Raw genomic sequence first — 25,692 nt, 5'->3', positions numbered from 1 at the left:
TTTGCAATGGCTACAATTTAGCGAGGTGATCAATACAGACACATGAGGAAAGCACGATGAAGATAGCGGTAACGGCAGCAAGTGGGCAGTTAGGGGCGGCTATTGTCAAAGCAACAGTAGAGGTTGTGTCGAGCGAGAATGTCGTGGCATTAGCCAGAACATCATCAAAAGCAGTACACTTAGGCGTTGAAGTTCGCTCAGGTGACTACAATGATCGTGACCAGCTAACTGCCTCGTTACAAGGTATTGATACGCTACTGATTGTGTCGGGAATGGACGCGCCTGAAAAGCGTATCGAGCAGCACCGAAATGTCATAGAAGCGGCCAAGTCTGCTGGGGTCAAAAAGTTAGTATATACAAGCGTACAAGGTGCAGAAGAGGGCACAGCGTTTTCACCAGTTATTCAGAGTAATCGACAGACCGAGCAAGATGTGAGAGAGAGCGGTCTAGAATGGGCGATTGGCCGCAACGGTATCTATATTGAACCTGATATCGAGTATATCGAGAGCTATAAAAAACTAGGTAAGATCATTAACTGCGCTGGTGATGGGAGGTGTGGCTACACCACGCGCTCAGAGCTTGCTTATGCTTATGCAAGAATGCTGACGGAAGATAAGCATAATGGTGAAACCTATAACTTACATGGCGAAGCGCTGACTCAGTATCAACTCGCCGATTACCTTAACTCTGCATTTAAGACTACTTTGTCTTATCAACCTATGTCTGTGGAAGACTATCGATTGGATCGCATTGCTGAGTTGGGAGACTTTATTGGCACTGTGATAGCGGGTATCTATCAAGGTATTCAAGAAGGTAAAGCGGATAACCCTAGTCATTATGCGAAAGCGGCAAGTAGAGCACATCAAAGTTGGGACGACTATTTTGCCTCTTTAAACTAGAGTCGGCAGCCGGCTGATATAAAAGGCCTTTAACACTACACATGTTAAAGGCCTTGTTAGCTTACAATGATTGTTCCACCTTAGTAGCGACATCGGTGGAGACCCAAGATTTCCATAGTTCTGGATAAGACTCGAAGAAGTGATACATAGCTTCTTCGGCATCGGCTTGATTGTCTTCCATCCAAGCAAGAAGTTCGCTCATCTGCTTGTTGGTGAAGCCACGCTTGGCGAAATAGTCATTTGCATCGCCACCACGTTGTGCAAACTCTTCAGTGACCACAGTATGGACTGGTGATGGAGGATACATAGTCACCTTGGGAGACTCACAGTCTGGTTGGGTTGTACAGTTGCGATACTCGTCGACATCGGTTCCGCTGCCAAAATCGACTTTAACCATCTCATATTTTCCAAGCACGGGTGTTGGTGACCAGTAATAGCCGAACCAAGGCTTCTCTCGATCGTACGATTTGGCGATGATGCCTGATAGGGCGGCGCCTGAGCCTGGGTCAATCATCTCGAAATTGTGCTTATCTAACTCTAATGCATTAAAAAGATGCTCAGAAGTGATCTGACAAGTCCATCCAGCAGGACATCCGTAGAATGCATGTTTATCATCGCTCTCGGGATGTTCAAAGAGAGCCGCGTGCTTGATGACTCCCTCGATGGTCGCGAGTTCAGGATACTGCTCCACCATGTACGCTGGCACCCAAAAACCCTCTTCACCACCTTCAGTAAGAGAGTTTCCGGCATAGCGTAGACGCTTGTCGGCAACCCCTTGGTCTAGCGCTTCTTTGATGCCATTGGTCCAAAGCTCTGGCGCGACGTCTGGTTGACCTTTTTCTATCATGGAGGTGCCTGTCGGTACACTGTCACCTGGAATCAACTCAGCGTCGCAATCGAACCCATTACTGAGGATAAATTGATCAATATGGGCCATCAAACTGGCTGAGTTCCAGTTCATGTCGGCGATGGTGACGGTTCCGCATTCTGAGGCGTTGGCTTGAGTGGTGATACCTGACAACACCAATAATGCCGTCATAGAGAGCTTTGACTTCATATGGGTACTTCCTTTGTCTCAGATAGTGTTCTAAAGATAAACGGAAATAGTGACAAGGTGAGGTAACCTACTAAAAATTGATGAGAAATGTTAGCGGTTTCACAGTGTGTTAAAGCAAAGCCTGACTTCGAAGATTTAGCGATGAACCGCTAACACAAAAAAGGGGTGACGTAATGCCACCCCAGTAATTGATGTTAACGACTTATGAGAGACTACTTAAGATCAAATCGGTCAGCGTTCATGACTTTCGTCCAAGCGGCGATAAAGTCTCTAACAAACTTCTCTTTGGCATCATCACACGCATAAAGCTCAGCAAGTGCTCTCAGTTGAGAGTTGGAGCCGAAGACTAAATCAACGCGTGTGGCTGTCCATCTTTTCTCACCTGTTGTTCGGTCAGTGCCCAAGTAGGCGCTGTTGTGAGGGCATACTGGTTTCCATTCTGTTGCCATGTCGACCAAGTTGACAAAGAAGTCATTGCTGAGCACACCGACTCGGTCAGTCAGCACACCGTGTGATGTACCGTTATGGTTGGCCCCCAGTACTCTTAGGCCACCAATAAGTACCGTCATTTCAGGCGCAGACAATCCAAGCAGCTGCGCTTTATCAAGCAACATTTCTTCGGCAGGCACCGTAAATAGCTTCTTCGAGAAGTTACGGAAACCATCAGCCTCAGGCTCTAATACCGCAAAAGATTCGGTGTCTGTATGTTCATCGTTTGCATCGACTCGACCTGCAGAGAAGGGAACGTCAACAGTAAAGCCTCCATCTTGAGCCGCTTTTTCAATGGCGGTGTTACCAGCAAGAATAATCAAGTCAGCAACCGAAATACCTCGCTCCTGAGTATTAAATTCAGAACGAACGGACTCCAGTTTCGCTAGCACCTTGTCGAGCTGTTCTGGTTGGTTAGCTTCCCAGTCTTTTTGTGGAGCCAAGCGAATACGTCCACCGTTTGCACCACCACGGAAATCCGAACCTCGGTATGTGGATGCGCTCGACCACGCGGTATAAACAAGTTCGGATACCGTGAGGTCTGTCGATAGAATCGCTTGTTTTAGCTCCGCAATGTCCTTGTCTGACAGTGTACAAAAGGCCGCCTGCGGCAGTGGATCTTGCCAAATTAGGTCTTCAGAGGGTGCCTCTTCCCCAATGTAACGGCTTTTCGGACCCATATCGCGGTGGGTAAGCTTAAACCAAGCTCGCGCAAAGGCATCAGCAAACTGATCTGGGTTTTCATGGAAGCGCTTTGAAATAGGACCATAGATTGGGTCCATGCGCATTGCCATGTCGGCCGTTGTCATGATGGTTTTCACTTTCTGAGAGGCGTCATGCGCTTTTGGTGCCATATGATCGTCGGCGACACCAATTGGCTCCCATTGCCAAGCACCTGCCGGGCTTTTCACGAGGTCCCAATCATAGCCAAACAGCATGTCAAAGTAGCCGTTATCCCACTGGATTGGGTTTGGTGTCCATGCACCCTCAATGCCGCTGGTTGTGGTGTCGTCACCTTTACCTGTGCCAAAACTGTTTTTCCAGCCAAAACCCATCTCTTCAAGAGGTGCGGCTTCTGGTTCTGGTCCCATTTCTGCTTCAGAGCCGGCGCCGTGGGTTTTACCGAAGGTATGTCCACCTGCGACTAGCGCTACGGTTTCTTCATCGTTCATGCCCATTCGAGCAAAGGTATCGCGGATGTCCTTACCAGACGCAAGGATAGTCGGTTCACCGTTTGGACCCTCAGGGTTTACGTAGATAAGTCCCATTTGCACTGCGGCCAGCGGTTTCTCGAGCTCACGGTCACCGGAATAACGTTCGTCGCCAAGCCATTCGCTTTCTGCACCCCAATAGATGTCTTCTTCAGGCTCCCAAATATCCTGACGACCGCCAGAGAATCCCAAAGTAGGAAGTCCCATTGACTCAATAGCAACGTTGCCCGCGAGGATAAATAAATCGGCCCATGAGAGGCTGTTACCGTATTTCTTTTTAATTGGCCAAAGTAGGCGACGGGCCTTATCTAGGTTACCGTTATCTGGCCAGCTGTTGAGTGGGGCAAAGCGTTGATTACCGGTATTAGCACCGCCGCGTCCATCTGAAGTTCGGTACGTCCCGGCGGCATGCCATGCCATTCGGATCATGAAGGGGCCATAGTGACCATAATCCGCTGGCCACCATTCTTGCGAATCTGTCATCAGCGCTTCGAGGTCGGCTTTTACCGCCTTGAGGTTTAGTGCTTTAAACGCCTCTTGATAATTAAAATCTTGATCAAGCGGATTTGACTTGGTGTCGTTCTGATGGAGTATTTTGAGGTTCAATTGGTTAGGCCACCAATCAAGGTTTTTTGTCGCTTTTCCACCAAGCCTAGTGTTTCCACCAAGCATAGTATTTCCGCCATGCATTACTGGGCATTTGCCAGCATTACCAGTTTGTTCACCGTGCATATCTATCTCCTGAATGCGAAACAGTTGAGCGCTCCTCCAAACCGGCTTAGCAATGAGCTGAGTAAGTTTAGTGCGCCTCAATGACCATAAATTAGGCCTTACGTTATGCTGTAAGCATGGCATCGAAGCGGCAAAAACTCAGATTGCTTGTCCCTATTTCTTTGATAGGAAGGTTCGATTGTTGTGCTGGTGGTTAGTGAAGTGACTCAGTAAGCGTCGGCGTAATGCTGTGCGTACTGTTTCGGGGTGACGCCACGGTATTTTTTAAACATGCGACTAAAACTCGTCATATTGGTATATCCCATTCTTTTTGCGATAGTTTCTAATGGTACACCTAACACAATTTGTTTAACGGTTTCTCCTGAAAGCACAAAACCCACGATAGAGGTGAAATTTAGGCCTGAAGACTGTAGCCGACGCTGCAGTTGTTGTTCGGATAGCCCTAACAGTTGTGATACTTTGGTAAGCGTTGGCAGACCAAAGTGTCGAGAGTAATTAACGACTTCGTAGAGTACTTTTATATGATCTTGAGGATCAGGCATATCGAGATAACCGTCTAAGTCGGCAAAGCTCATCGATAACTTTTCAGGAGGCAGTGTAGGGACTTTATTGCCTTGTAAACGAAGGCGATTTGGCAGCCAAACCTCGGTTTTATTGTGACCCCACTCAATGCGGCACCCGAAATAGGCTTCATACTCCATTCTGTTGGCTAATGAACCGGGAAGACAAACTCTATCCGGTGTAAAGTCGTGCCCCAAATAATGCCTGAGTACGTTTAACATGAAGTTGGCCACTCGCACAGCATCTTGAGCTTTGGCATTGGCAGTTATCGAGTCGTTTCTATAGGTCCACTTAACGATGGGGCCGACGATCTCGCCGCCAAAAAAAGCGCCTGATTGAATGCAGGTAATGCCAGCGTTGATACGACGAATCGTTGTCGCCAAATCATGTCCAGCAAAGAACCAATGACTCAACGATCCCAGTTTGCTGAGATCCATCTGTCGCACGAGTGTGAGCACTGCATCAGGGTCACCAGTAATACCTTCTATGTTTTCATAAAACTGATTGAGGACCGAGATCGGAATCAGGTTCATCTCATATTCCAATACAGAGCGCGGAATACCGAGGTCATCGGATGTAATGCCGTAAGTTTGCTGAAGGCGATCAACTAACCCTTTGATTCCCATTACTCTTACAAAGTGAACGTTGCGAAACATGACTCTTTCCTTGGCATTGATATCATCGAAATTGACGGTATTTTGATAGAATCTATCACAATGTAACTAATTATTTCATCCTCACTTACACTTCCGGCTCAATTTAACTAAGAGAGCTATCAATGAGTTTAGTGAGTGTTCCTTTCGTTGGAACGGGGGCTGATACTGCGCTTCATGTTGTGTCAGCCGTCGTGTTAGTTGCCAGTATTGGCGCTGCTATCTATGGATTTTGGCGGATCCACGAACTTCCAATTAACAAAGCGCATAGCCGCGACCATCACCAACTTGGGCTCATTACTGCGCTCACCTGGATTGGCTTTATTTGGCACTGGGTTTGGGTATTGGCAGTCATCATTGCATTTGTGGATATGGAAAAAGCCATAGTCCGATTGCGGGATATTTGGAACAGCGAAAAATCGGAGAGCGACGAATGTTAGAGGGTTTAGCGGTTTGGGCACTGTTCATCTACTTGCTTAGGCTAATTGGCATGCCTTGGAATAAGTTCTCCAAAAGCTTTGCTTATGTGGGTGGTGTTGGTTGGTTGATGTTTGTTTGGGTAGGGCTGATTAACTATACGCCGATGGACTTATCGGGCGGATCACTGGTTCAAGCTCCGCATATTCACTTGCGCCCAGACTCATCGAACGTTTCTGGAAAGGTGATAAAGCTTCACATTGAGCCCAATCAGCAGATTCATAAAGGGCAGCTTATCTATGAAATCGACCCAAAACCCTACCAGATTGCATTGGATCAAGCTGAAATCCAACACGATGCCGCTGACGTGTCCCTTAATAGCGCAATTCAAGATGTCGAAATAGCAAAATCTACTTATTTATCATCACTTAAAGCGGTTGAGACCTCTCAAAGCCAGCTTAACGCAGCAGTCGTGGATTACCAACTACAGACCAAAATGCTCAAACGATTTCAGGAGCAGAACTCGGTTGTGAGCAACACCATTACTGAGAGTGACATTGATAAGCAGGTGAGCTTGGTTGAGGTAGCGCGTCATAAAGTGACGACTATCGAAGCGCAGCTTGAAAAGAAACGTGTGGATTCAGATAAAGCGAAGCTCGCCATCAATAAATCTGAGCTTGCTGTTGAGAGCAAACGCGCAGAGCTTCGCAACACGAAAGAGAATGTAGAACGAGCCCGATGGGACTTAGACAGTACCAAGGTTTACGCGCCAGCGGACGGTTTTGTTACCAACTTCATTCTTCGAGAAGGTCAGCTTCTGTCGCGAGTGCCTCGCTTGCAGATGTATACCAATGAAAAGTACGTGCTGATGCGAGTTAACCATCAGGCAATTCGTAATATCCATCAAGGTCAAGCTGCAGAATTTTCAACCTCGGTTTACCCCGGTCATGTATTTGCCGCCGAAGTTGAAGGTATTGTTGAAGCGACAGGTGAATCTCAAGGAACACTGTTGGCTCTGGATCAATCAGTGCGAACAACGACAGGTCAGAACGTTAACAACAAGCATCATTTTGTTCGTTTGAAGATCCACGAGACAGAGGGCTATGACATTCCGGTTGGGGCAGTGGGATTAGCCTGGGTTAGTGGTGATAAACCCATTGGCTTTCTTGCGTTTCTTGACGTCATCCGAGGAATTATCCTGAGAATGAAATCACAGTTGTACTTCTTCTACTCAATTTAACGAGTCCACTTACGATAGCATCTTGCTTCGGTTCATTTGCCACCCTTTTGGGTGGCTTTTTTTGTTGTGTAACACGGCTCGTGAAATCTCTTTGTGCAAAAAGTCAGTGCTGGCACATCATAGAGAGATAGCCCGAGTAACTAGAATATGTTTAGTTTATATAGACATAAAATGGCTTCTATTCCGAACAGCAACAAGGCAGCACTTATCGATTTTGATTATTATTTATGAGGTGGCATAACTGCCATTAATAGGTGTGTTTGTTTTCTGTATGTATCTAACATCGCTCAAGGTTTCTTTTTGTGATGAATATAAATTAATTTATGTTATATACAAACCAATTCTGGCTATTTGATATGCGAGAGTTAATAACAATAAGGCAAACAAAATGTGATCGGTGATTAACTTTATAATATGCGCATCATTTTGTTTAATGTTGGCTTTATGGGTAAAAATTATAGTTTGGCAAAAATAATAAAATACTTAACAATATAAAAATACGATGACCATGGTTTTTTTAGGGTTTTGTTCGATGATTGGTCTCAAAGTGAGCAAGGGGCGATTTTTGTGACATTGGTTCAAACACTTGTGTGGGTGTAGTTGCTCTGATAACGTAAAAACATAAATATAAATAAGCAACTCAGTTGAATAATGGAATATAGCAAGCATCTTTCAAAGGCTAAGTCTGTGGCATTTTCTGTTGCCGCGATTATCGTATCTATTGGTACATGGAGTGACACTGAAGCTGTAATAATCAGTAACTACCAGAGAGTGGAAGCTACCTTTACGAATACCAACGAGTACAACCTTATCGATAAGATTAATGTTGGACACTCTTTTGAGTATCTATCTTCTCTAACGGGTGTTTCTCAAGCAGTTAAAAGCTCAAAAATTGATGAAGAAGTACGATTCTACTACTACAACTTTCGAAAGTTTCTTTTAAGCGTAGCGGTAAAGCAAGGGCGAGTTGCAAGTTATTCAATCCAAGCTTTAGTGCCGGATTTTAATGTAAATATACCATTTAGCAACGCGCAGTTGGACCAACAATCTTTGAGCAGAGTTATATCTGTACCTGATGAAAGCTACTTTGAAAGTGGGAATTCAAACTTCTATCTTGACTCCATATCCCTTGGTCGAGATGCCATGTACAACACGTTAATGGTTGGCTCTTTTCAGTATATAACCTTTGATAGCGACATGGATAAGAAGATTTCGAAGCTAGATGATGCATTTGTTCTAGGTGATGAAAAACGAGAGCAGGAATTAAAAAGTGCTATTCGTAGCCGTTCAGCCAATACATTTGTCATTGGTGAATTAACCGAACCTCTGCTTATCGAAATGTTGCTATCGAAATTTGAATATAGCGCCTACTTCTCTTAAAGGCTTAAAATGAAATACTACACAATTGCCCTATGTGTTGGCCTCGCTTTGCATGCCAATGCAGCTATTGATCCGTTTGAAGAATTAGATAACGAAGTTTCTAAAGCCTTCATTTCTCCAGAACAAGAACAAGCTGAGTTTGAAGCTTGGTATATCGCACACATGCAAGAATATGCTGCCTGGAGAAGTGCATATTTGAAGAAATGGGATGCGGAGCGTGAAGCGTCTCTTGTTAGTTGGGGCGATACGAAAATTGGTGCCAGCCATTACAGCGTCAAGCAGAACCCTGAGAAAGATACGCGAACTATCGTTGACTATGATAACGACACTGTCACCGTCGAGGTGTTAGTCGATGCCAATGCTAGCGCAGAGGAAGTGTCTCAATTACTCAAGTCCGAGCTTGCTGGAGCTGAGGTTGATCACCAGATTCTTGAATCCACTGCGAAGATAGACACAGTCGAGAGGGTAGTTAGTTATGATGTTGAAAATGAGAAGAAAGTTCTTCGAGAAATCGTAGAGCAGACGGAAGCTCAACTCAACGAAATCGAAAAACAAGCTGACCAATTGGCTATGCAGGCTGATGTAGAAGTCGATGAGTCAATCGTTAAAGCTCAGCAGCAAGCCCTCGTTGTCGAAGCCAAGCAACGCATGGCCTCGGTAAATGAAACCTATGAGAAGCAGCGCAAAGAGGCGCAAGAACAGCCAGTTGCTGCTAAGAAAGTCGTGAGTCTTAGTGTCAAAATGCCCAGCAGCAGTCTTGAGCGACGTATTGAACCTTTCCTAGATGATGTCTATAAGCAAAGTGAAGAATTTAATATTAAGCCAGAATTGATATTGGCTGTCATGCATACAGAGTCTAGTTTTAATCCTGCTGCTCGCTCACCAATACCAGCGTTTGGGTTGATGCAAGTTGTCGCAACAAGTGCCGGACATGATGTAAATAGATTTGTGCACAAGATCGATGCACCTATGAATGAACGAGATTTATATAAGCCAGAATACAATATACAGGCTGGGACAGGCTATTTGGATATTCTCAATACAAGATATCTAAGAGAGATTACCAATCCCAAAAGCCGAGAGTATTGCATTATCGCTGCCTATAACACAGGAGCGGGCAATGTAGCCAAAGCATTTGGAGAGCGTCGAATAAAAGCTGCGGCGAAGAAGATAAACACCATGACACCGGATGAGGTATATAACACTTTAATTAATAATCTTCCATATGACGAAACCATCAATTATCTGAAGAAGGTTACTAAGCGTCAGCGTGACTACAGTGCGGAGGTTATTGAGTGAGGTTGTTTGGATTGTTTGCCTTATCACTTAGTCTCACAGTGAATGCTGGTATAGATATTCCTTCTGACTCAGGTTCCACTATTTATGGGCTGGGTGCAGGTCACAGTATGCAAGAAGCTGAACGCAGTGCTGTAGCGAATATTGCACAAAAAATGGTATCCAACATTTCAGTGGAAACTCGTTCACTTGTTGAGTTTAAAAATGGTGAAACGAACGAAGAGTTCAGTGAACTAATGGTGATGAAAAGTGACCGACTCCCTATATATGGCTATAGAGTTGAAAAGCAAATCAACGGCGATTTGTATGAGGTCTTGGTTAGCATTGACACCCATAAACTAGCAAATGCGTATCACTCGAAACTTAGTAGTGATATTACGCGAATAGAGAACATTATCAAGTTGGCAAAAACTAGCGAGCCCATTGATGCGCTAAAACATATGTTGTCGATAAGGGAAGAGTTAGCGTCTATTTATACGGTTTCTGGTGCATTGCAAGGTATTACAAAGAATGATGCTTCTCACTATCAAGATAGACTACTTCCGTTACTTCATGAAGCATCAATTCAAAAGTCTAGAGCTCATGTCCAAGTGATTTCTGATAGGAGCACGACGGATATATCTGATTATTTGACTGAGATTGCTCAACGGATTGGAGTGACTTCTCAAACTGGCACCAAATATCAAATCGTTTTGTCTGGCAAGCGAAAGCAAGCCAGTAAAAATGGACAGTTTCGGATTAACCGTTCGATTCGCGTTGAACTTCGTCAGGTAGGCATGGTTCAGCCGATCATTTTAAAAAACTATAACTATACAAGCCCAGCATCTGAATCTTATGAAAAAGCCGAGGACGCGATTTATGAGAAGTTCTTATTAGAGCTAGGATCTGAGCCACTTGATAAAATACTAGGAGTGTAATTTTGAAATACAAGCTATTAACAATGTTAGTTGGAAGCACTATTTTGGCTGGTTGTGCAAGCAACGTATCTATGTGGGACAACCGCGAAGAACTACTTGCAGATATCGAAGCAAGTTGTGTGGAGAATACCAAAGGTTATACCGAGTATGCTCCAGCTTTCGACCAAGCTTCAAAAGGCGTTTTGTCTGTCACTAAACGTCAATGTGAGGTAGTCGGCGAGTATCAAAACATTCGTAAAGAGCACAAAGATGTTCAGCAATTCTTTGCGATGCACTCAGATAAATCAAAAGAAGAGATTGTTCAGCTTCTAAATGATGACCCTAAGATGCAATCGAAATACAACGACTATACCAAGGCTCAAAGCAAAATCTTCAACGCTAACCTTGAGTTGGCAGTTAAGCTTGGTGTTCAGGCGATAGAGGTGACGAACCTCGCCGCGTCTAACGCGACTGCGGTAGCGAAAGCTGAAGCGTATAAGTTTATTCAAGGAGCGATTGACCCTGAAGAACATCCAATTGGTTTCGTTGTAGATGAAATGCAAACGCGAGTGGGCTTAATCACTGATAGCAACGGCTTGATTAGCGCAGAGCAACAGTTTATCAAAGATATGGACGCAGCGGACAAGGCTATCAAGGAACGTATAGGTCAGAGCAATGACGAAGCTTAATGGAATTACCGTTGCCCTGTTGTCTTTGGTAGTCGTGGGTTGTCAAAGTACTCAGGCACCACAGAGTCGTGTTAAAACCAATGCACACAAAGGGGCATCAGAGTATGAATATGCGAAAGCCCCTGAACAGTTTCAAGACAGTGATATTGAGCTTCCTGCTTATTACAACACGCGCGGGCTTGATAAATGCACGTTTGAGGTGAATAACGAGCATCCAGATTGCCCACTTAGCAAGAAAGTACTGCGCTTGTATATGGCAGACCCAATCACAGCTGATACTGAAAATCCCAATGACTGGTTGGCTTCCGTTCGTGCTTATGATGGTCGCCAATTATTGAATCAATTTGAAAACCAACTGGTTGGTCTGAATCGGTTCAGAATTGTCACTGGTGATGAGCGAACAGTTAAGTTTCTTGGTGATTCCATGGCGGGGATGTCAGATGCTGAGCTTGCGCGCCGTATGAAAAATGGTGTTCTTCACCCTGATTATGCGATGACGATTGATGCAGTTAAAACCGGTGAGTTAATCACTGGTGGCTCTACTAACCTCGTTGATTTGAGCCTCGATTTCTCTATCGGTTTTGTTGACCCTTACACTCAGGAAAAAATCAGTTACCCGAACGTTGGCAAGATCAAGGTTCGTACTGGTGATGTTAAGCCAATGAGCGAGATGCAGTTCTGGATGCAATCTGGTCAGATTGAAGGTGGTTTTGACATCTATGATGCCAATGCTGTTTCTGCCGTCCTGAATGATATGTCTTCGCGAGGATTCGGTATCGCTCTCAGCAGAATGTTGTCTGAAGTGCCAGCGACGGCACAGGTGCTAGGGGTTAAAGGTGACCGTATCTCCTTAGACCGAGGTCAGAATGCAGGGATCTTACCTAACGAAACTATGGTGATATTCGAGTACAGTCTTGGGTTTGCTGAACCCGTGGGTGTAGCGAGAGTTAACCCAAGTGACATCGAAAGTCAGGGAAAAATCGTCAAGTGGAAGAGCTCCAAAGATGCGAAACGCATCAAGGGAGAGGCTGAGGAAGGTATCTACCGTCCTGCTCGTGACGCGAAACTGTTCGCTGTAAGCGTGGGTACGCCGAAAAACTTCCTGGCGAGCCGAATCACATCCGGTGGAGTTTTGTAATGGAAACGATAAAGTGGGCGCTAACTAGCGCCCTCTTTTTGACTCAGGGCGTCATGGCAAATGAACTCATTTGGCAAGAGCCTGAGTTGAAAGTTGCATACCAATCTTGTGTTCACGGTAGAGGCGCAGCCGCGAAGTCATCGGCAATCGAAGAGGCACCAAAATACGCCGTTGAATCGTATTTGAAGGCCTTGGACAGCACGTCTTACAGCCAGAAAAGAAAGATTAAGCAAGGGCTTTGGTCTGAACAAGTGACAAGCAGTTCAGGCAAAGGTTTTTTGAACTTTCAAATGGGTGATACCTATTTACAAGGCAGTGAAACCTGTGTCGATGTCACAGCAAGCCTCCTGAAAAATGATGGTGATGATGGTGACTGGGTATGGGATGAGTCGAGTGATGAGCATGTATTCAGGGTAGAGGTCATTGCTGGAAAGTCACAGAACAAAGCTTCTTTGCATGTTGCAGAATCCAAAGCTCAGATATTAGCGATTGAAAAAGCCTTATCTGGTATGGGTATTGATTCTGAGCACGCTAGTGCTATTCACTCGGCGAGCCTTCAGTTTATCCAGGACTCGGTGTTACTAGAACACCAAAGTACGGGCGAGCAAACTAAAGCTCTGATGGACATATCCATTGACCTGAGAGGTTTAAAACAGGTAGCAGAGAATCACTACTTGCTTCTCAATCAACCGACAGTCCTCGTTCATGTAGAGAATCGCCAGATTCGCGCGAAGGTACTGGAAATATTGGAAAGGTCTGGGATCAAGACTGCACTTAAGCTTGAAGATGCAGACATGATCTTAAAGCTCGACTCGGCTTTAACTAAAAGAGAAAAACGAGCCGAGCTATCAATGTCTTTTACCCTGTTCGATAAGCGCTGGACCCCACTTTCTCACTGGAGCAATACGCCGCAGCAATACGCTTTACCTGACAGTGATAACGTCGAGATACGCCTGGCATCTGTGCACTTAGAGGGCGGGGCTGAAGATTTTCAATCTATGCTCGAAAAGGGCTTTGAGTCGCTGACCGCTAGAGGTGGCAAGATAATTAGCGTCCAAATGCCAAACACGGCGAGTATGCCAGAGGTATCTCGATGGCTCGCCCAAAACCCTCAGTATAAAGAGCCAAAAGTTGACAGAAATGAACAAGGAAAGGTTATCGAGTTTCGTTCTTTTTCCTTGCCGCAGTCTGTTGCTAACAAGCTTACCGCAGATACGTCTCTCTTTGAGGGTAGTCCGATCCGAATAAGAAAGGTAACAAACAATTCAATTACAGTGGTTAGATAAAATGATTAAACAAATAAAACAAAATATCGCCCTAGTAGCACTAACATGTTTGCCACTCAGTGCATTCGCTGATGGCTTAGAGAGCTGGGTATATCAGCCAGAGTTTGCAGACGGTCTCGCTGCAGTGGGCTGCGCCTCTTCTTCAGGAAGCTTTAATATCGATAAAAGGCGTGCGGAAAGCGCAGCGCGATCAAGTTTGATTCAGTCCATCAACATGAAAGCGAGCACCATGGACCGACATGTTTCTGAGTTAGTAAGCAACAATCAAGGAACGAGTGTCTCGGAGACGTTTGTCACGATTAGCAAGCAGATCTCTGAATCAAGACTTCGCCAATCAAAGATCGTTAAACTTGACGTTGGCGAAATCTACGGCGAAAAGCAAGTCTGTGCAATGGCTGCCATCGATAACAGAGTTCTTGAAAGTTATTTCAATGACATGATCAGTATGAGTGGTACTAACATTGACCCTGATGATAAAACAGCCATGTATCAAGAGTTTAAAACTCAGAAAGCGGTATCGGACCTTGAAGGTGAACTAAAAAGACTGACTCAGTAAGTTGAGAGAAGTTTGCGCACGCGCTTAGCGAATATCGGTGTAAAGGATTATGGACTATTTGGAAACTCTAAAGTCACTCTATCTGTCGTTGACTGAAGTGGAAAAGCACTTCTTTCAGATTGCGGCAACAACCATCTCTTTCTGCCTAATCCCTTGGATTGTAAGGACAATACTTTCTCGATTTCTAGATATGAATCCAAATAGAGTGAAAGCGAAGTATGAAGTGAAATTTGTACATCGTGTTCAATACTTAGTGGGTTTTGTATTTAGTATCTTTTGGTTCCAATACTTTTCGGTGCAGGGGTGGTATAGCAAACTGGCAGAGATTGGAGTGTTACTTTTCTCTGTTTTGGTTGTTCACTCGGTTTTAGATTTCCTAGAAGCGCAATTCTCTCGCAGTGAGTCTTTAGATGGGATACCGATCAAGCCCTTTGTTGAGCTTATTAAAATAGCGAGCTCGGCGATCATGTTAGTGCTGATGATCGCTATTTTGCTTGATATCCCACCGATGGCATTAGTCAGTGGTATTGGTGCAATGTCTGCTGTTCTTTTATTGATCTTCAAAGACAGTATTTTAGGAACCGTTACGGCCATTAAGATCAATGTTCATAGGCTGGTACGTAAAGGAGACTGGATAGAAGTCGATAAGTACGATGCGGATGGTGTAATTAAAGACATTACCCTCAACGTTATCACGGTAGAGAACTGGGATAAAACGACGTCAATCATTCCGACTTATGAAATACTTAATGTTGGTCTTAAGAACTGGAGAAGCATGACTCTACAGGGGAGACGGATAAAACGTAGCCTTTCTTTGGATGCCAATAGCATCAAGTTTTTAGACATGAATCATGTCAATCAGCTTGCGACTGTCCCTTTGCTGCGTCGCCAAATAGCAGAGCTGTGTGAATCTCATCAGTTGCATGAATTGGGTGACAATATGAGCAAGCGTTGCTTGACTAATGCTGGATTATTTCGACTTTATGTAGAGGCATACTTGCGCTCAAGAGGCGATATAAATCGAGACCATACTCTGATGGTTCGTCAGCTAGATTGCTCTTCTAAAGGTGTCCCGCTTGAGGTCTACTGTTTTACAAAAAATACAGACTGGGGGCATTTTGAAACGGTACAGGCTGAGATTTTTGAGCATCTGTACTCTGTTCTGAACCTATTTGAGTTGCGCGTCTTTCAGGACGTGAGTCATCTTGACTTTGAGCGAGCAGCGTAATGGGAGTTACACTGCTCGCATCCTATTAGCAAGCCGCAGTGTCTTTAGCTGGAGTTTCTTTCTTACGGACCCAATACCCTGCAAGCAGTGAACCCGAGATATTGTGCCAAACCGAGAAGATAGTGCCGGCTATCGCAGAAGCCGGTGAGAAAAACTTCATTGCCAATGCGGTCGCCAAGCCGGAATTTTGTAAGCCAACCTCGAAGGCTATCGTCCGGCAAGTGGATTCGTTGAAACCGAGCAAACGGCAGCAGTAATAACCAGCGGTGAGACCAATGCTGTTGTGCAGGATTACCGCAAGCGCGACTAACGGCCCGACTTGGCTTAGGTTTTCTGAGTTCAAAGCCACTACGATGGCAATGATCAAGACGATAGCGATCATGGAGATAAGTGGAAGTAGGGCGTTTGCCTTAGCGACGGCCTTGTGAGCAAATGTGTTGATGAGCAGACCAATGCCGACAGGTAGCAGGACAATCTTCACTAAGCTCATTAGCATCGCGGATACCGGAACATCCACTCTCTCGCCGACCAATAGTTGAATCAGTAACGGTGTTAATATGATGCCCAGTAACGTTGATATCGCCGTCATTGAAATAGAGAGTGCGACATTCCCTTTTGCCAAGAAAGCCATCACGTTAGATGAGGTACCGCCCGCAACGCTACCCACTAATACCATCCCAACCGTTAACTCAGTATTGAAGCCGAGTAGGTAGCTAATGAGAAGTGCGGTTAATGGCATCACAAGAAACTGCAATAGTACGCCGACACCGACTGCTTTTTTAAACTGGAAAACATTAATGAAGTCTTTGGGAGACAAGCTTATCCCCATGGCGAGCATGATGATTGTTAGCAGTGGAATAATTTGCGCTTTGAGACCAACAAACAGTTCTGGCGAAAAATAAGCGGCGGCTGCAAACAATACTGCCCAAACTGGAAACAGTTGGGTAATTCTTCCTATCATGCTGATGTCCTTATCGTATGGAAAAGCCAGGTATGCTAATACGCTTTTCGAGTTCGTCTAATATTCAATGGGATGGGTATAGTTCCATAAAGCGAACGTACAGAAAAGATAGGCATATCAATACGGATTTAGATTCTATTATCTCTCGGTTTTTAGTGGGGAAGTTTCGATGGCGAATGGTTAAGTGTGCTTAATTGCTTTCTAAAATGTAATTAGTAGTTATTTACTCTGTATCTATCGACCTTTCCCCTGTTCTCCAAGCTCTATCGCGTTGAAATCGGGGTCTTATAATTGCTAGTCATATATAGAGATGATTTCTGACAACGATTTTGAAAGGTGTGAAGTTTGTCGACACGACTTTCAGGAGACGGAGAGCTATTATTCTTGTTATATCGTTTACTGAAATTAGGATCCCACTTGGAGAACTTGATGACAAACTTGAGTCATTTCCAGCGCACTTTTGCGCTTTTTATTTGTACCTATTTTCTCTTAGCCTGTGGACCAGCGAAAAGCGACTTTGAACCTAACAACAGCTACTGGTTTGATGAAAAACCTAAACAAGATAACCCGCCGCTAAACCAAGACATCAAAGTGGACATTGCCGTCATTGGTGGTGGCTACAGTGGTCTCTCAAGCGCTTGGCATTTGGCGAAGTCCAACCCAACTCTCAATATAGCGATTTTTGAAGCAAAACATGTGGGTAGCGGGGCGTCTGGCCGCAATGGCGGCATGGTGCTGCCAGGTTCAGAAGAGATGGACTTCTATGAAGACGGTGAGGCGAGCAAGCGTCACTATGACCTGACTGTCACTAGTATGAAAAAGCTTGAAGCTCTGGTGAAGTCAACGGGTGTCGACGCTGACCTGGTTCTTGATGGTTATCTAGAAGCGATTCTTGATGAAGAGGATATCGCCGAATATCAAGAGTACGTAGAGACTGCTAACGACTTGAGTATTCCGCTTGAGTATTGGAATGCAGACGAAACGGAAGAAGAAATCGGTACGGATCGATATGTTGGGGCAGTTTACGATCCTAATGGTGGTCAGGTGCATGCTATGAAGTTGGTTAACGCACTGAGAAAAGCGGTGGAATTAGCCGGCGTTACCATTTATGAGCACAGTCCGGTGACGGACATTCAAGAGGGTAAACAAATCACCCTAAGTGTTGCTGAAAAGCACAAGGTTACAGCCAATGATATCGTATTAGCGACCAACGCCTTTACTTCGAAGCTGGGTTATTTTGGCGGTCGAGTGTTCCCAGTGCATGCGCAAAGTGCAGTGACGGAGCCATTGAGCGAAGAACAGCTTGATGCCATTCAATGGCAGCCTGGAATTCCATACTTCGATACACGCAATTTACTGTTTCATTTAGTGCTCACTCCAGACAATCGTATCGTAATTGGTGGGGGCAATGCAGAATATGAGTTCAATGACGGTTTAGTCTACAAGGGCGATCTAGATGCAGTCAGCGATATGATGATGACGGAACTAGTGACGCTCTACCCAGCGCTGAAAGGCATTAAGTTCGAACGCGTATGGAATGGTGTATTGGGCATGACTGGCGATAGCAAAGAAGCAGTAGGCGTGATGGGTGAGCATAGCAATATCTACTACGCGCTTGGTTATAATGGACACGGCATCAATCTGGCGTTTTTATTTGGTGATGTTGTTGCCACTCTATACCGAGGCAAGGTTCATCCGTGGTTTGATCATGCTGACGAAAGTTTACCTATGTGGCTACCTCCAGAGCCTGCCAAATCGGTCGGAATTAAATCGACGTTAATGCTCTATAAGAAACAAGACGAAGCGTACTTAGAGAAAGAGTAGATGGTTGCGGGGTAGTATCTTAGGTGATCTACTCCGTTGCTTTGCTTAAAGAAATATCAGAGACTGAGTGTCGATAGATAGAAGATGGAGCAAGCATGAGCCGTAGTAACCCAGTCGATGTAGCCCTTACCAATGTCCGTAATAAATCGACAGGGACGTCCGTACAGGAAGCATTCACTATCACGATCAACTTCCACCCTGACCGATTAACCGCAGACAACACACCTCTGCTGTTGGCGATGGCACAATCAGGTGTTTTAAAGTCTCAGTTCGAAACCCAAACCAGTAACGGTGGCTTAACGGCCTATAAAGGTGGTGAGCGTTGGCAGTGGGAAAAGAGAGTATTTGATGGAGCGTACGATGACGCTCCCGATAACCTGCGGCCCAAGTATGGCGCGCTAAACTATCGTCAGTATCCAATGGGCGCCTCCCCAAGATTTGGCTCAGCTTTTTTTAAACTCAAATCTCATGTACTCGAGCGCACCACCTTCTGTTATCCAGACAGCTATTTTAATCCTGAAGATTTTGCGACGTCAGATCGACTCAGCGATCTCGTTGCTATGGCGATTCAAGCGCAAGTGGATCGCCTTGATAATTATATAGAGGCTCACATCCATGGCGAGCTCTCTCTTTGTGAAGATGTGGAGAGTTTGGTACTTGACCCAGTATACCGCTCAACGCCAATCGAGCAGCAAGCTCGAGATCTTGGAGTTGTTGTCGAATGGCATAATGGGTATGAGCTTACGATAGAAAACATGGCTCAGTTTCCAGACTATCGAGGTCAGGAGTTCATTAAGGTTGCCAAACGCCTGGCGGTCAATGGTGTTATAGATGCTGCCTTATTGGGAAGAGCGGTAACGGAGCAAGGCTATGAGGAACAAGAGGTAAAAAAAGTCTGGCACTATTTAGCTCGATTTGGTTATCGAGGAGACAAGCGGTAAATGCACCTAGGTTGCATCCGAGGTCAATTAAGTGCGGTATTTTTGTACAAAGCGAAAATACCTAACTTTGAGGACCACATCAATGAACCAAATCGTAAATACCCTTGGCTACGGCATTCTACTGAGCAAATATGCTGTCGTTGTTTTGATTGCTGGCATTACAGCGAGTACTGGCGTATTAGCTGGTGACTTGATGTTAGTGGGGGTTGAGACAACTGAGCGCTAAGCTATAAAAAATTGGCACGAATCTTTGAGAATTATTGATTTTTACACTGTTCTTGCACTGAACGTGCAATAAATCTCGTCCTGATTGCTATGATCTCCCTTGCCTGAAAAACACATCTCATTTGGGGAAGCGCTAGATATCTTCTGATGTACAAGCAACTGGCGTTTCCCCTCCCTAAGTTTACTCTTCATCTTTAACTACAAATGATTTCTCCAATACTCTCTTATTATTCTAATACCTGTTTATCTGGGTAAATGTTTTTGCGGATAAAAAAAGCCATTGCCGCAGAGCGACAATGGCAAAAGTGCGTTTTATGTGGAGACCAACAGTTATGCGTATGAAGATATGGACCAGAAAAACCACTGAAATTGCTTTGCTGGAATCATTAACTATTGTGTGACTAGTATATCGGTAGAAGGTATTTGGAAATGCACTCCAGTTGCAAAGCGCTTCTATAGCCGAAAAAAAAGCCGCTTTTCAGCGGCTTTTGACATCAACAAAGATTAGTTGTTTTTGTACATTTCTGGCAGTGAGAACTGACCTGTGTACACAGACTCTTTTGGTTCGTACAAACGAACTTGAAGCATGAAGCTGTCGTTTGGAGCTGGTAGCCAGTTCGCACGCGCTGTTGCGTCAGTTGGCTCTTGATGAGAAATAGTGATAGTCAACGAACCATCTTTGTTGTACACCAAGTCTTCTGTCATAGAACCGATCTTGAAGCGGTCAATCGCATTCTCTACCATGAAGCGATCTTGTGCATCGTACATAGTCACAGACCAGAATCCACCGATCTCTTCGTTTACTTGCATGTCTGCAGGGAAGGTCACTGTGTAGCTGTTCTCACCGTGCAGTAGTTCGCCTTCGCTGTCTACATAGCGCTTTGGATACATCGCGCGTTCAGGAGAGTTAAGACCAATAGAGTTCATGTTGATCGCAGCACGTTGCAAGTAGTCTGCACCGTAAGCACCTGCTTTATATTCCCAGTTCCAACCATTTACTGGCGTGTCACTGTGCATCGCAGCGTCTAGGATGATTGCAAAGCCGTCTTTAAATGCGTCCTCAAGTGCGTGTTTGCGAACGTTGCTTAAGTTTGCAAGACCGTCGTTACCGATACCGATGTATTCGAATGATTCAAGTACTGGCTTATCTTCAGCAAGTGGGTTTTCATTAAGCACTTTATCTAGACGTTCAAACCAAGCTAGACCTTGTGGGAACTGCACAGTTGGTGCGCCAGTTGCGTGTTTTGGCTCTGGTTGAACACCGCCGTTCGGGTACTCAGAAAGTGGCATTAGGCGGAACTGAGATTGCAGCTCACGTGCTTTTTCTTCGTCTTGTGCGTTCTCAACACCTAAACGACCAGCAAGCCAGATGTAACGAGTATTCGAGTAATGTACTTCAACACCCTCTGGTAGTTCACCTTCATAACCACGTTTCGCAAGCACAAAGTAACCACCTTGTTCGCCAACCGTTGCATTGCCTAGGTCAACAACAGATTCTGTGTACATATCTACAATTTGTTCGATCCAGTAGCGATCTTTGATTTCAGGAACAAACAGCACTAGAGGCTCTTCTTCTAGATCAGCCCATGCTTGAAGATACAGCGTGTCATTGTTTGGCGTAGTGTATGAACGGTCACGGTGGTCCCATAGACGCGTGATTGGGCCAATCTGGTTGACGGGTGCTTGACCGTTATCCATTGGCGCATCAACAGAAGTTTGCAGCTCAAGCGCCACATCCATCATTACTGGTGCCCAGCCATAAACAGTCGCTTGCACACCTAATGCGTACGCATAATCGTATTCCACTTTGTCACGACCTGTATAGTTCACGGTTGCTTGCTCTTCAGCGGCAAGCGCAGGGGTTGTTGCCAACATACTGACGGAAGCGAGCAATGTAGCAATAGAGGTTTTGTTAAGGAGTCTATTGATCATAGGTTCTATCTTCTTTTGGGCGGGCGACTGTTCCTATACAGCAACTCGCTTAAGATGAATGGGCGTTTGTGAGTCCATGCTGCCCAACATGGGTCTATTAAAAAGGAAATTTGGAAGAGGAAAAATAGTGCGGGGGTTATACGATGCATTCCTTATGGGAATGCATTTTTTAAAATAGGCTAAATTACATAACTCAGATGCTATGAATTCGTTGTTTAATGAGCTCGCGAATTGTCCGATGCTGAGGATCTTGGATGCGACGTTTGTGGTAAATCATATGAATAGGAACGTCTCGACATTTTACCGGCATAGGCAGTATCTTCAGGTTGAGTCTATCTGCCCACTCTTTGGCAAAAGACTGAAATACCAAACCGATACAGTCAGATTTTGCGGCTAACATTGCCATCGTGGCTTGGTTTGAAGCTTGGCGTACGACGTTTCTGTGTTCAAGCGGTTCTTCTGCAAAAACCTCTAAAAAAGACCGCCCATCTCTGGTCGCTTTGTATTCGATATGCTCAAGCTGATAATAGAGCTCTCGAGTAAATGTATCACCGATTATCTTAGGGTGATCTTTACGACAAATAACCGCGATAGGTTCGCTATGGATCGATTCGATTTCAAAAGCAGAGTCTTTGGTGGTTGTCGTGTCGATAACCAGATCGATTTGTTGCGCCCTTAGTTGATCAAACAGTAACTCTTGATCGAAAGGAGGAACTTTGAACGTGGCTGTTTCAATATCTCCAAGAGTGTGCATAAGCGCTTCAACACAGTAAATAGAGAGTCGATTCTTAGAAAATACAGCATTATCGATAATGTCGATTGCTCGTTGAAAGTCGGTAGCCAGTGATACTGCGCGGCTGGTGGGGGAAATACCTCGTCCCGACTTAACGAATAAGGCATCACCCACATCTGATTCGAGTTTGCGGATGGCTTTACTTACTGCAGGTTGACTGACTCCCAGTATATCCGCTGCTTTTGTAAATGATTGATGCTGAAAAACGAGCACAAATGTTCTTGCGAGATTTAAGTCCAAAATCAATCTCCATCCTATTGTTGTTAAACAAATTATTATGCAGCAAGTGCAGTTTTGGCAACCAAGCGATAGCCAAAGCTAGACTTTATTAGCTCATTATTTGCGATTGCCCGGCTAATAAACTGACCAACTGTGTTTCGAGACATGTTGAGCAGTGAAGCTAAAACGCCGATGTTGACGGGAATTGCGCCATCATTAGTGACTTCGGATATGGCTTCGAGCGCTTTTTGGATCTTTACAGACTTGTCTTTCTCACCGCGCAGATTGAACAAGGTCAGACAGAATCTCTGTTTACGAGCGAGCGATAGATTGAGCATTTTTGAAAACGCACAGCAAGAGTCCATTAACTCTTTCACGTGCGAATAGGAAAGTAAAAGAACCTTACAGTCAGAAATGGCACGAACATCGGCTTGGCTTCCACCCCCTAAGATGTACGGAACATCGTTAAAAATGATGCCGGGCGTGATGAGGTTGTAGCTGACGTTAGCGCCATCTTCAACAACAGGGTAGAAACCAAGTATGCCGGTTATGGGGATTGCAATGTACTCGGCAGACTGCTCTTGAAAGAACAAAAATTTACCCTTTGGCAGGGCGGTTATTTGTCCTTTAGATAATAGGTCGTCTGTAAGCTGATCATCAATTAAATAGGTATTTTTCAAAACATTTCGGATATTCATAAACGGGCCTTTATTGATTCTTTTGAGCCAATCCGTAGCGGTTTTGAGTTTCACGCGTAAAGAATATACATACCCCAAATTTTGATATATGGGGTTTTGGTTATTTATTTGATAACTCATGGTTATCAGTTTTGTTCAAAAAATGCACTCTCTGTGCAACATCACTTTTCGGTCGAATCTAACATAGCGCTCTAAATCCGTTTCTGTAGAGACCGAATCAATGAAAACATCCGTAACCATCGCCGCTCTGTTGGCAACCACCAGTTTTGTATCTTTAGCGAGTGAAGCCGACGAAGTGCAAGACATGTCCGATCCATTAGCGGTTTACACCCAGCTAGGAGCAGGCATCACGGATCGTGGTTTAAACTTTAAAATGGGTCAGACGTTCGATACCGGTAGTGATACCACTATGGGCATGAACGTGTTTGAGATCAAAGGGGCGATGGGTGAAACCTTAGGTTTTCGCGATAGCGCAAACGATAGTGTAGATAGCCTTCGTTTTCGTCGACTTCAAGCTGACATGACCAATGGTCGCGGCTCTCAGTTTGACGCTAACTATGACTTTAATAATGAAGCAGGCTCCTTCTCCTACAGCTTTATCCAAGCGCTACCAAAGTTAGGTCCAGTTCAGTTCTATCCATTAGCTGGTCTTGGTGTCGCCTTTGGAAATAACGTCGAAGGTGATAATGGTGAAGTGATTAGCGGTTACTCTGTGCCGGGTACATTTGGTTTGGTCGGTACCTATACCAAAATCGAAATTACCGACAAGATTTGGCTGAACTACAACCCAATGTGGATGACGACTTTGTCAGGTTCAAAAGCCTACACCGAGCATGGATTCCAAGGCGAATCTTCAGTACTAGCCCATGAGGTCGCCGCGTCTTATCAGTTCACACCACGCTTCAACATTCGCTACTTTGCGAATTGGACTGAGCATGGAAACTTCAAAGATGGTGAGCATCGAATCGAATTCAACTACCAAATCTAGTTTGCTCCAAACCTAGTAAAACGCCCCTCGAATAGGGGCGTTTTTTGTATATCTAGAACGTGTTTTCCAATATGCCTGTTCATCAGCATTTTATCCTGAAGATGGGCAATCAGAATATTTCCGCACTCACAGTGCAACTTGCTTTTTTCCGTTCGATACCATGACGTCATTCTGACAAGCATGAGTTTCATATGATGAAAAAAACGACTCTTGCCATTGCTCTAATGGCGTCAATTTCTGGTTTTTCCCATGCGGGAGGCATCTTATTACATGAGGTTGCGACCTTTGATAGTGTCTCTTCTGCAGGCGTTGGTAACAGTACCAATCGCATTGATGCAAGCTCAGCGATTACGAGCCCTGCAGGCTTAACCAGCGTTGAAGATTCGAGCTTTTCATTGGGACTGCAGTACTTGGATGCCTATTCTGATCACAATGGTAAGGGAAACTATAGCGGTCTTTCGAGCGACGGTAAGAACGCCTCTCTCGTGCCAAGTTTAGCTTACGCTAAACGCGTTAATGATCGTTGGGTGCTCGGCGCTTCACTGCATGGTGATGGCGGTCTTGGTATGGATTATGACAAAGGCTTAACTGGGCTGCACTTTGTTGACGATATGGCACAGGAAGCGCTCAATATCCACTTTGCTGCGGGTTACCAGTTCAATGACTCGTTGAGCTTTGGTGGCGCTTTGGTTATCCAACATATGATGACGTCGTTTGATGCGGGTTACACAGTTCAAGGCGTTGACCTCGTGCGCATTGCAGGGGAAGGTGGTTCAACGGCCGCAAGTTTTATCCTATCGGCTATGTATGATCTGTCTGACGCGACGTATTTGTCTGCAAACTACAAACACAAAGTCGATCACAGTGGCAGCGATGTCGACGTGGATCTGACCGTGGGTGGCCAAAAAGTCACAAGAACCATCCAACAGGACGTGACTTGGCCGTCTCGATTTGACTTAGGCATCCATCACTCGCTTTCAAACCAGCTAACACTGAAAGCAATGACGGGTGTTGAGTTATGGAGTCAGTTTGATGACCAAGCAAACAATGTATACAGCCTAGGAGCCGCACTTGCTTATACGCAAAACGATTGGGTTTACCAAGCGGGCATCAAACACGACACCGCAATGTACGATATCGACAACATGTCACCTGAGCTGGCGATTGGCGCTAACTGGTCTTTAGGTATGGGCGCAGAGAAGACCTTATCCAACGGTCACCGATTGGGCATCGCCTATCAGTACCGAGATTTAGGCACGCAAGATGTTACCTATCGCGACGCTGACGGCGACCCTTACTTCCAAGGCAGCGTCGACAGCAACCGTATCCACGTTCTTAGCGTGAGCTACGCCTACTAAATTCCTATCTGTATTATTCCGTAGA

General features: G+C 45.0%; 23 protein-coding genes. 16 read left to right on the top strand and 7 right to left on the bottom strand.

All coding sequences use genetic code 11. The features are described 5' to 3' along the window. The first annotated feature begins 56 nt into the window (after positions 1-56). Complete coding sequence (locus tag LY387_RS11365; protein WP_234494194.1) at positions 57-899, top strand: SDR family oxidoreductase; 843 nt, start codon at positions 57-59, stop codon at positions 897-899. A gap of 61 nt (positions 900-960) precedes the next feature. On the opposite strand, the gene LY387_RS11360 is transcribed toward LY387_RS11365, so the two are convergent. The 3 genes from LY387_RS11360 to LY387_RS11350 form a co-directional block, all read right to left on the bottom strand. Further along, positions 961-1,956: an ABC transporter substrate-binding protein gene (locus tag LY387_RS11360; protein ID WP_234494193.1), complete on the bottom strand. Its 996-nt coding sequence runs from the start codon at positions 1,954-1,956 to the stop codon at positions 961-963. 212 nt (positions 1,957-2,168) lie between these two features. After that, a complete protein-coding gene (katG, locus tag LY387_RS11355) occupies positions 2,169-4,388 on the bottom strand; it encodes a catalase/peroxidase HPI (protein WP_234494192.1) in 2,220 nt (739 codons plus the stop codon). A gap of 206 nt (positions 4,389-4,594) precedes the next feature. Further along, positions 4,595-5,605: an AraC family transcriptional regulator ligand-binding domain-containing protein gene (locus LY387_RS11350; RefSeq protein WP_234494191.1), complete on the bottom strand. Its 1,011-nt coding sequence runs from the start codon at positions 5,603-5,605 to the stop codon at positions 4,595-4,597. 122 nt (positions 5,606-5,727) lie between these two features. On the opposite strand from LY387_RS11350, the gene LY387_RS11345 reads away from it, so the two are divergent. The 10 genes from LY387_RS11345 to LY387_RS11300 all read left to right on the top strand — a co-directional run bounded on the left by LY387_RS11345 (position 5,728) and on the right by LY387_RS11300 (position 15,728). Beyond that, positions 5,728-6,042, top strand: coding sequence for an MFS transporter (locus tag LY387_RS11345; protein ID WP_234494190.1), 315 nt, complete (start codon positions 5,728-5,730; stop codon positions 6,040-6,042). Then, complete coding sequence (locus LY387_RS11340) at positions 6,036-7,259, top strand: HlyD family secretion protein (protein WP_234494189.1); 1,224 nt, start codon at positions 6,036-6,038, stop codon at positions 7,257-7,259. Before LY387_RS11345 ends, LY387_RS11340 begins: the two co-directional genes overlap by 7 nt. Positions 7,260-7,910: 651 nt before the next feature. Next, positions 7,911-8,639, top strand: coding sequence for an ETEC_3214 domain-containing protein (locus tag LY387_RS11335; protein WP_234494188.1), 729 nt, complete (start codon positions 7,911-7,913; stop codon positions 8,637-8,639). A 9-nt stretch (positions 8,640-8,648) separates the two neighbouring features. Further along, entirely contained in the window at positions 8,649-9,938 is a 1,290-nt protein-coding gene (locus tag LY387_RS11330) for a transglycosylase SLT domain-containing protein (protein ID WP_234494187.1), read from the top strand. A gap of 11 nt (positions 9,939-9,949) precedes the next feature. Continuing rightward, the gene (locus LY387_RS11325) at positions 9,950-10,852 is read left to right on the top strand and encodes a hypothetical protein (protein ID WP_234494186.1); all 903 of its coding nucleotides are present in this window, start codon (positions 9,950-9,952) and stop codon (positions 10,850-10,852) included. A gap of 2 nt (positions 10,853-10,854) precedes the next feature. Then, entirely contained in the window at positions 10,855-11,520 is a 666-nt protein-coding gene (locus LY387_RS11320) for a hypothetical protein (protein ID WP_234494185.1), read from the top strand. Continuing rightward, the gene (locus LY387_RS11315; RefSeq protein WP_234494184.1) at positions 11,507-12,658 is read left to right on the top strand and encodes a hypothetical protein; all 1,152 of its coding nucleotides are present in this window, start codon (positions 11,507-11,509) and stop codon (positions 12,656-12,658) included. The genes LY387_RS11320 and LY387_RS11315 overlap by 14 nt, the downstream gene beginning before the upstream one ends. Next, a complete protein-coding gene (locus tag LY387_RS11310; protein WP_234494183.1) occupies positions 12,658-13,944 on the top strand; it encodes a hypothetical protein in 1,287 nt (428 codons plus the stop codon). Before LY387_RS11315 ends, LY387_RS11310 begins: the two co-directional genes overlap by 1 nt. A 1-nt stretch (position 13,945) precedes the next feature. Beyond that, positions 13,946-14,500: a hypothetical protein gene (locus LY387_RS11305; protein ID WP_234494182.1), complete on the top strand. Its 555-nt coding sequence runs from the start codon at positions 13,946-13,948 to the stop codon at positions 14,498-14,500. Between the two features lie 49 nt (positions 14,501-14,549). Further along, positions 14,550-15,728, top strand: coding sequence for a mechanosensitive ion channel family protein (locus LY387_RS11300; RefSeq protein ID WP_234494181.1), 1,179 nt, complete (start codon positions 14,550-14,552; stop codon positions 15,726-15,728). Positions 15,729-15,753: 25 nt separating this feature from the next. On the opposite strand, the gene LY387_RS11295 is transcribed toward LY387_RS11300, so the two are convergent. Next, positions 15,754-16,689 carry a bile acid:sodium symporter family protein gene (locus LY387_RS11295; protein WP_234494180.1) on the bottom strand — a complete coding sequence of 312 codons (936 nt, stop codon included), beginning with the start codon at positions 16,687-16,689 and terminating at the stop codon, positions 15,754-15,756. A 429-nt stretch (positions 16,690-17,118) separates the two neighbouring features. Between LY387_RS11295 and LY387_RS11290 the strand changes: the two genes are divergently transcribed. From LY387_RS11290 to LY387_RS11280, 3 genes are all read left to right on the top strand, one after another. Then, positions 17,119-18,513 (top strand): NAD(P)/FAD-dependent oxidoreductase, encoded by a 1,395-nt coding sequence (locus LY387_RS11290; protein WP_234494179.1) that lies wholly within the window; start codon positions 17,119-17,121, stop codon positions 18,511-18,513. A 95-nt stretch (positions 18,514-18,608) separates the two neighbouring features. After that, a complete protein-coding gene (locus LY387_RS11285) occupies positions 18,609-19,454 on the top strand; it encodes a DUF3626 domain-containing protein (RefSeq protein WP_234494178.1) in 846 nt (281 codons plus the stop codon). Positions 19,455-19,536: 82 nt separating this feature from the next. Next, a complete protein-coding gene (locus tag LY387_RS11280; RefSeq protein WP_234494177.1) occupies positions 19,537-19,680 on the top strand; it encodes a hypothetical protein in 144 nt (47 codons plus the stop codon). A gap of 503 nt (positions 19,681-20,183) precedes the next feature. On the opposite strand, the gene LY387_RS11275 is transcribed toward LY387_RS11280, so the two are convergent. From LY387_RS11275 to LY387_RS11265, 3 genes are all read right to left on the bottom strand, one after another. Further along, positions 20,184-21,611, bottom strand: a complete 1,428-nt coding sequence (locus LY387_RS11275; protein ID WP_234494176.1) for a DUF1254 domain-containing protein — start codon at positions 21,609-21,611, stop codon at positions 20,184-20,186. Positions 21,612-21,804: 193 nt separating this feature from the next. Further along, positions 21,805-22,644: a LysR family transcriptional regulator gene (locus tag LY387_RS11270; protein WP_234494175.1), complete on the bottom strand. Its 840-nt coding sequence runs from the start codon at positions 22,642-22,644 to the stop codon at positions 21,805-21,807. Between the two features lie 35 nt (positions 22,645-22,679). Continuing rightward, the gene (locus LY387_RS11265) at positions 22,680-23,321 is read right to left on the bottom strand and encodes a Crp/Fnr family transcriptional regulator (RefSeq protein ID WP_234494174.1); all 642 of its coding nucleotides are present in this window, start codon (positions 23,319-23,321) and stop codon (positions 22,680-22,682) included. Between the two features lie 220 nt (positions 23,322-23,541). Between LY387_RS11265 and LY387_RS11260 the strand changes: the two genes are divergently transcribed. Both LY387_RS11260 and LY387_RS11255 read left to right on the top strand, forming a co-directional pair. Further along, a complete protein-coding gene (locus tag LY387_RS11260; RefSeq protein WP_234494173.1) occupies positions 23,542-24,309 on the top strand; it encodes a hypothetical protein in 768 nt (255 codons plus the stop codon). Positions 24,310-24,500: 191 nt separating this feature from the next. Continuing rightward, entirely contained in the window at positions 24,501-25,667 is a 1,167-nt protein-coding gene (locus LY387_RS11255; protein ID WP_234494172.1) for an OmpP1/FadL family transporter, read from the top strand. Positions 25,668-25,692: the final 25 nt, after the last annotated feature.

The organism is Vibrio maritimus, from assembly GCF_021441885.1.
GTDB lineage: Bacteria > Pseudomonadota > Gammaproteobacteria > Enterobacterales > Vibrionaceae > Vibrio > Vibrio maritimus_B.
This window is presented reverse-complemented; position numbering and strand designations above follow the sequence as displayed.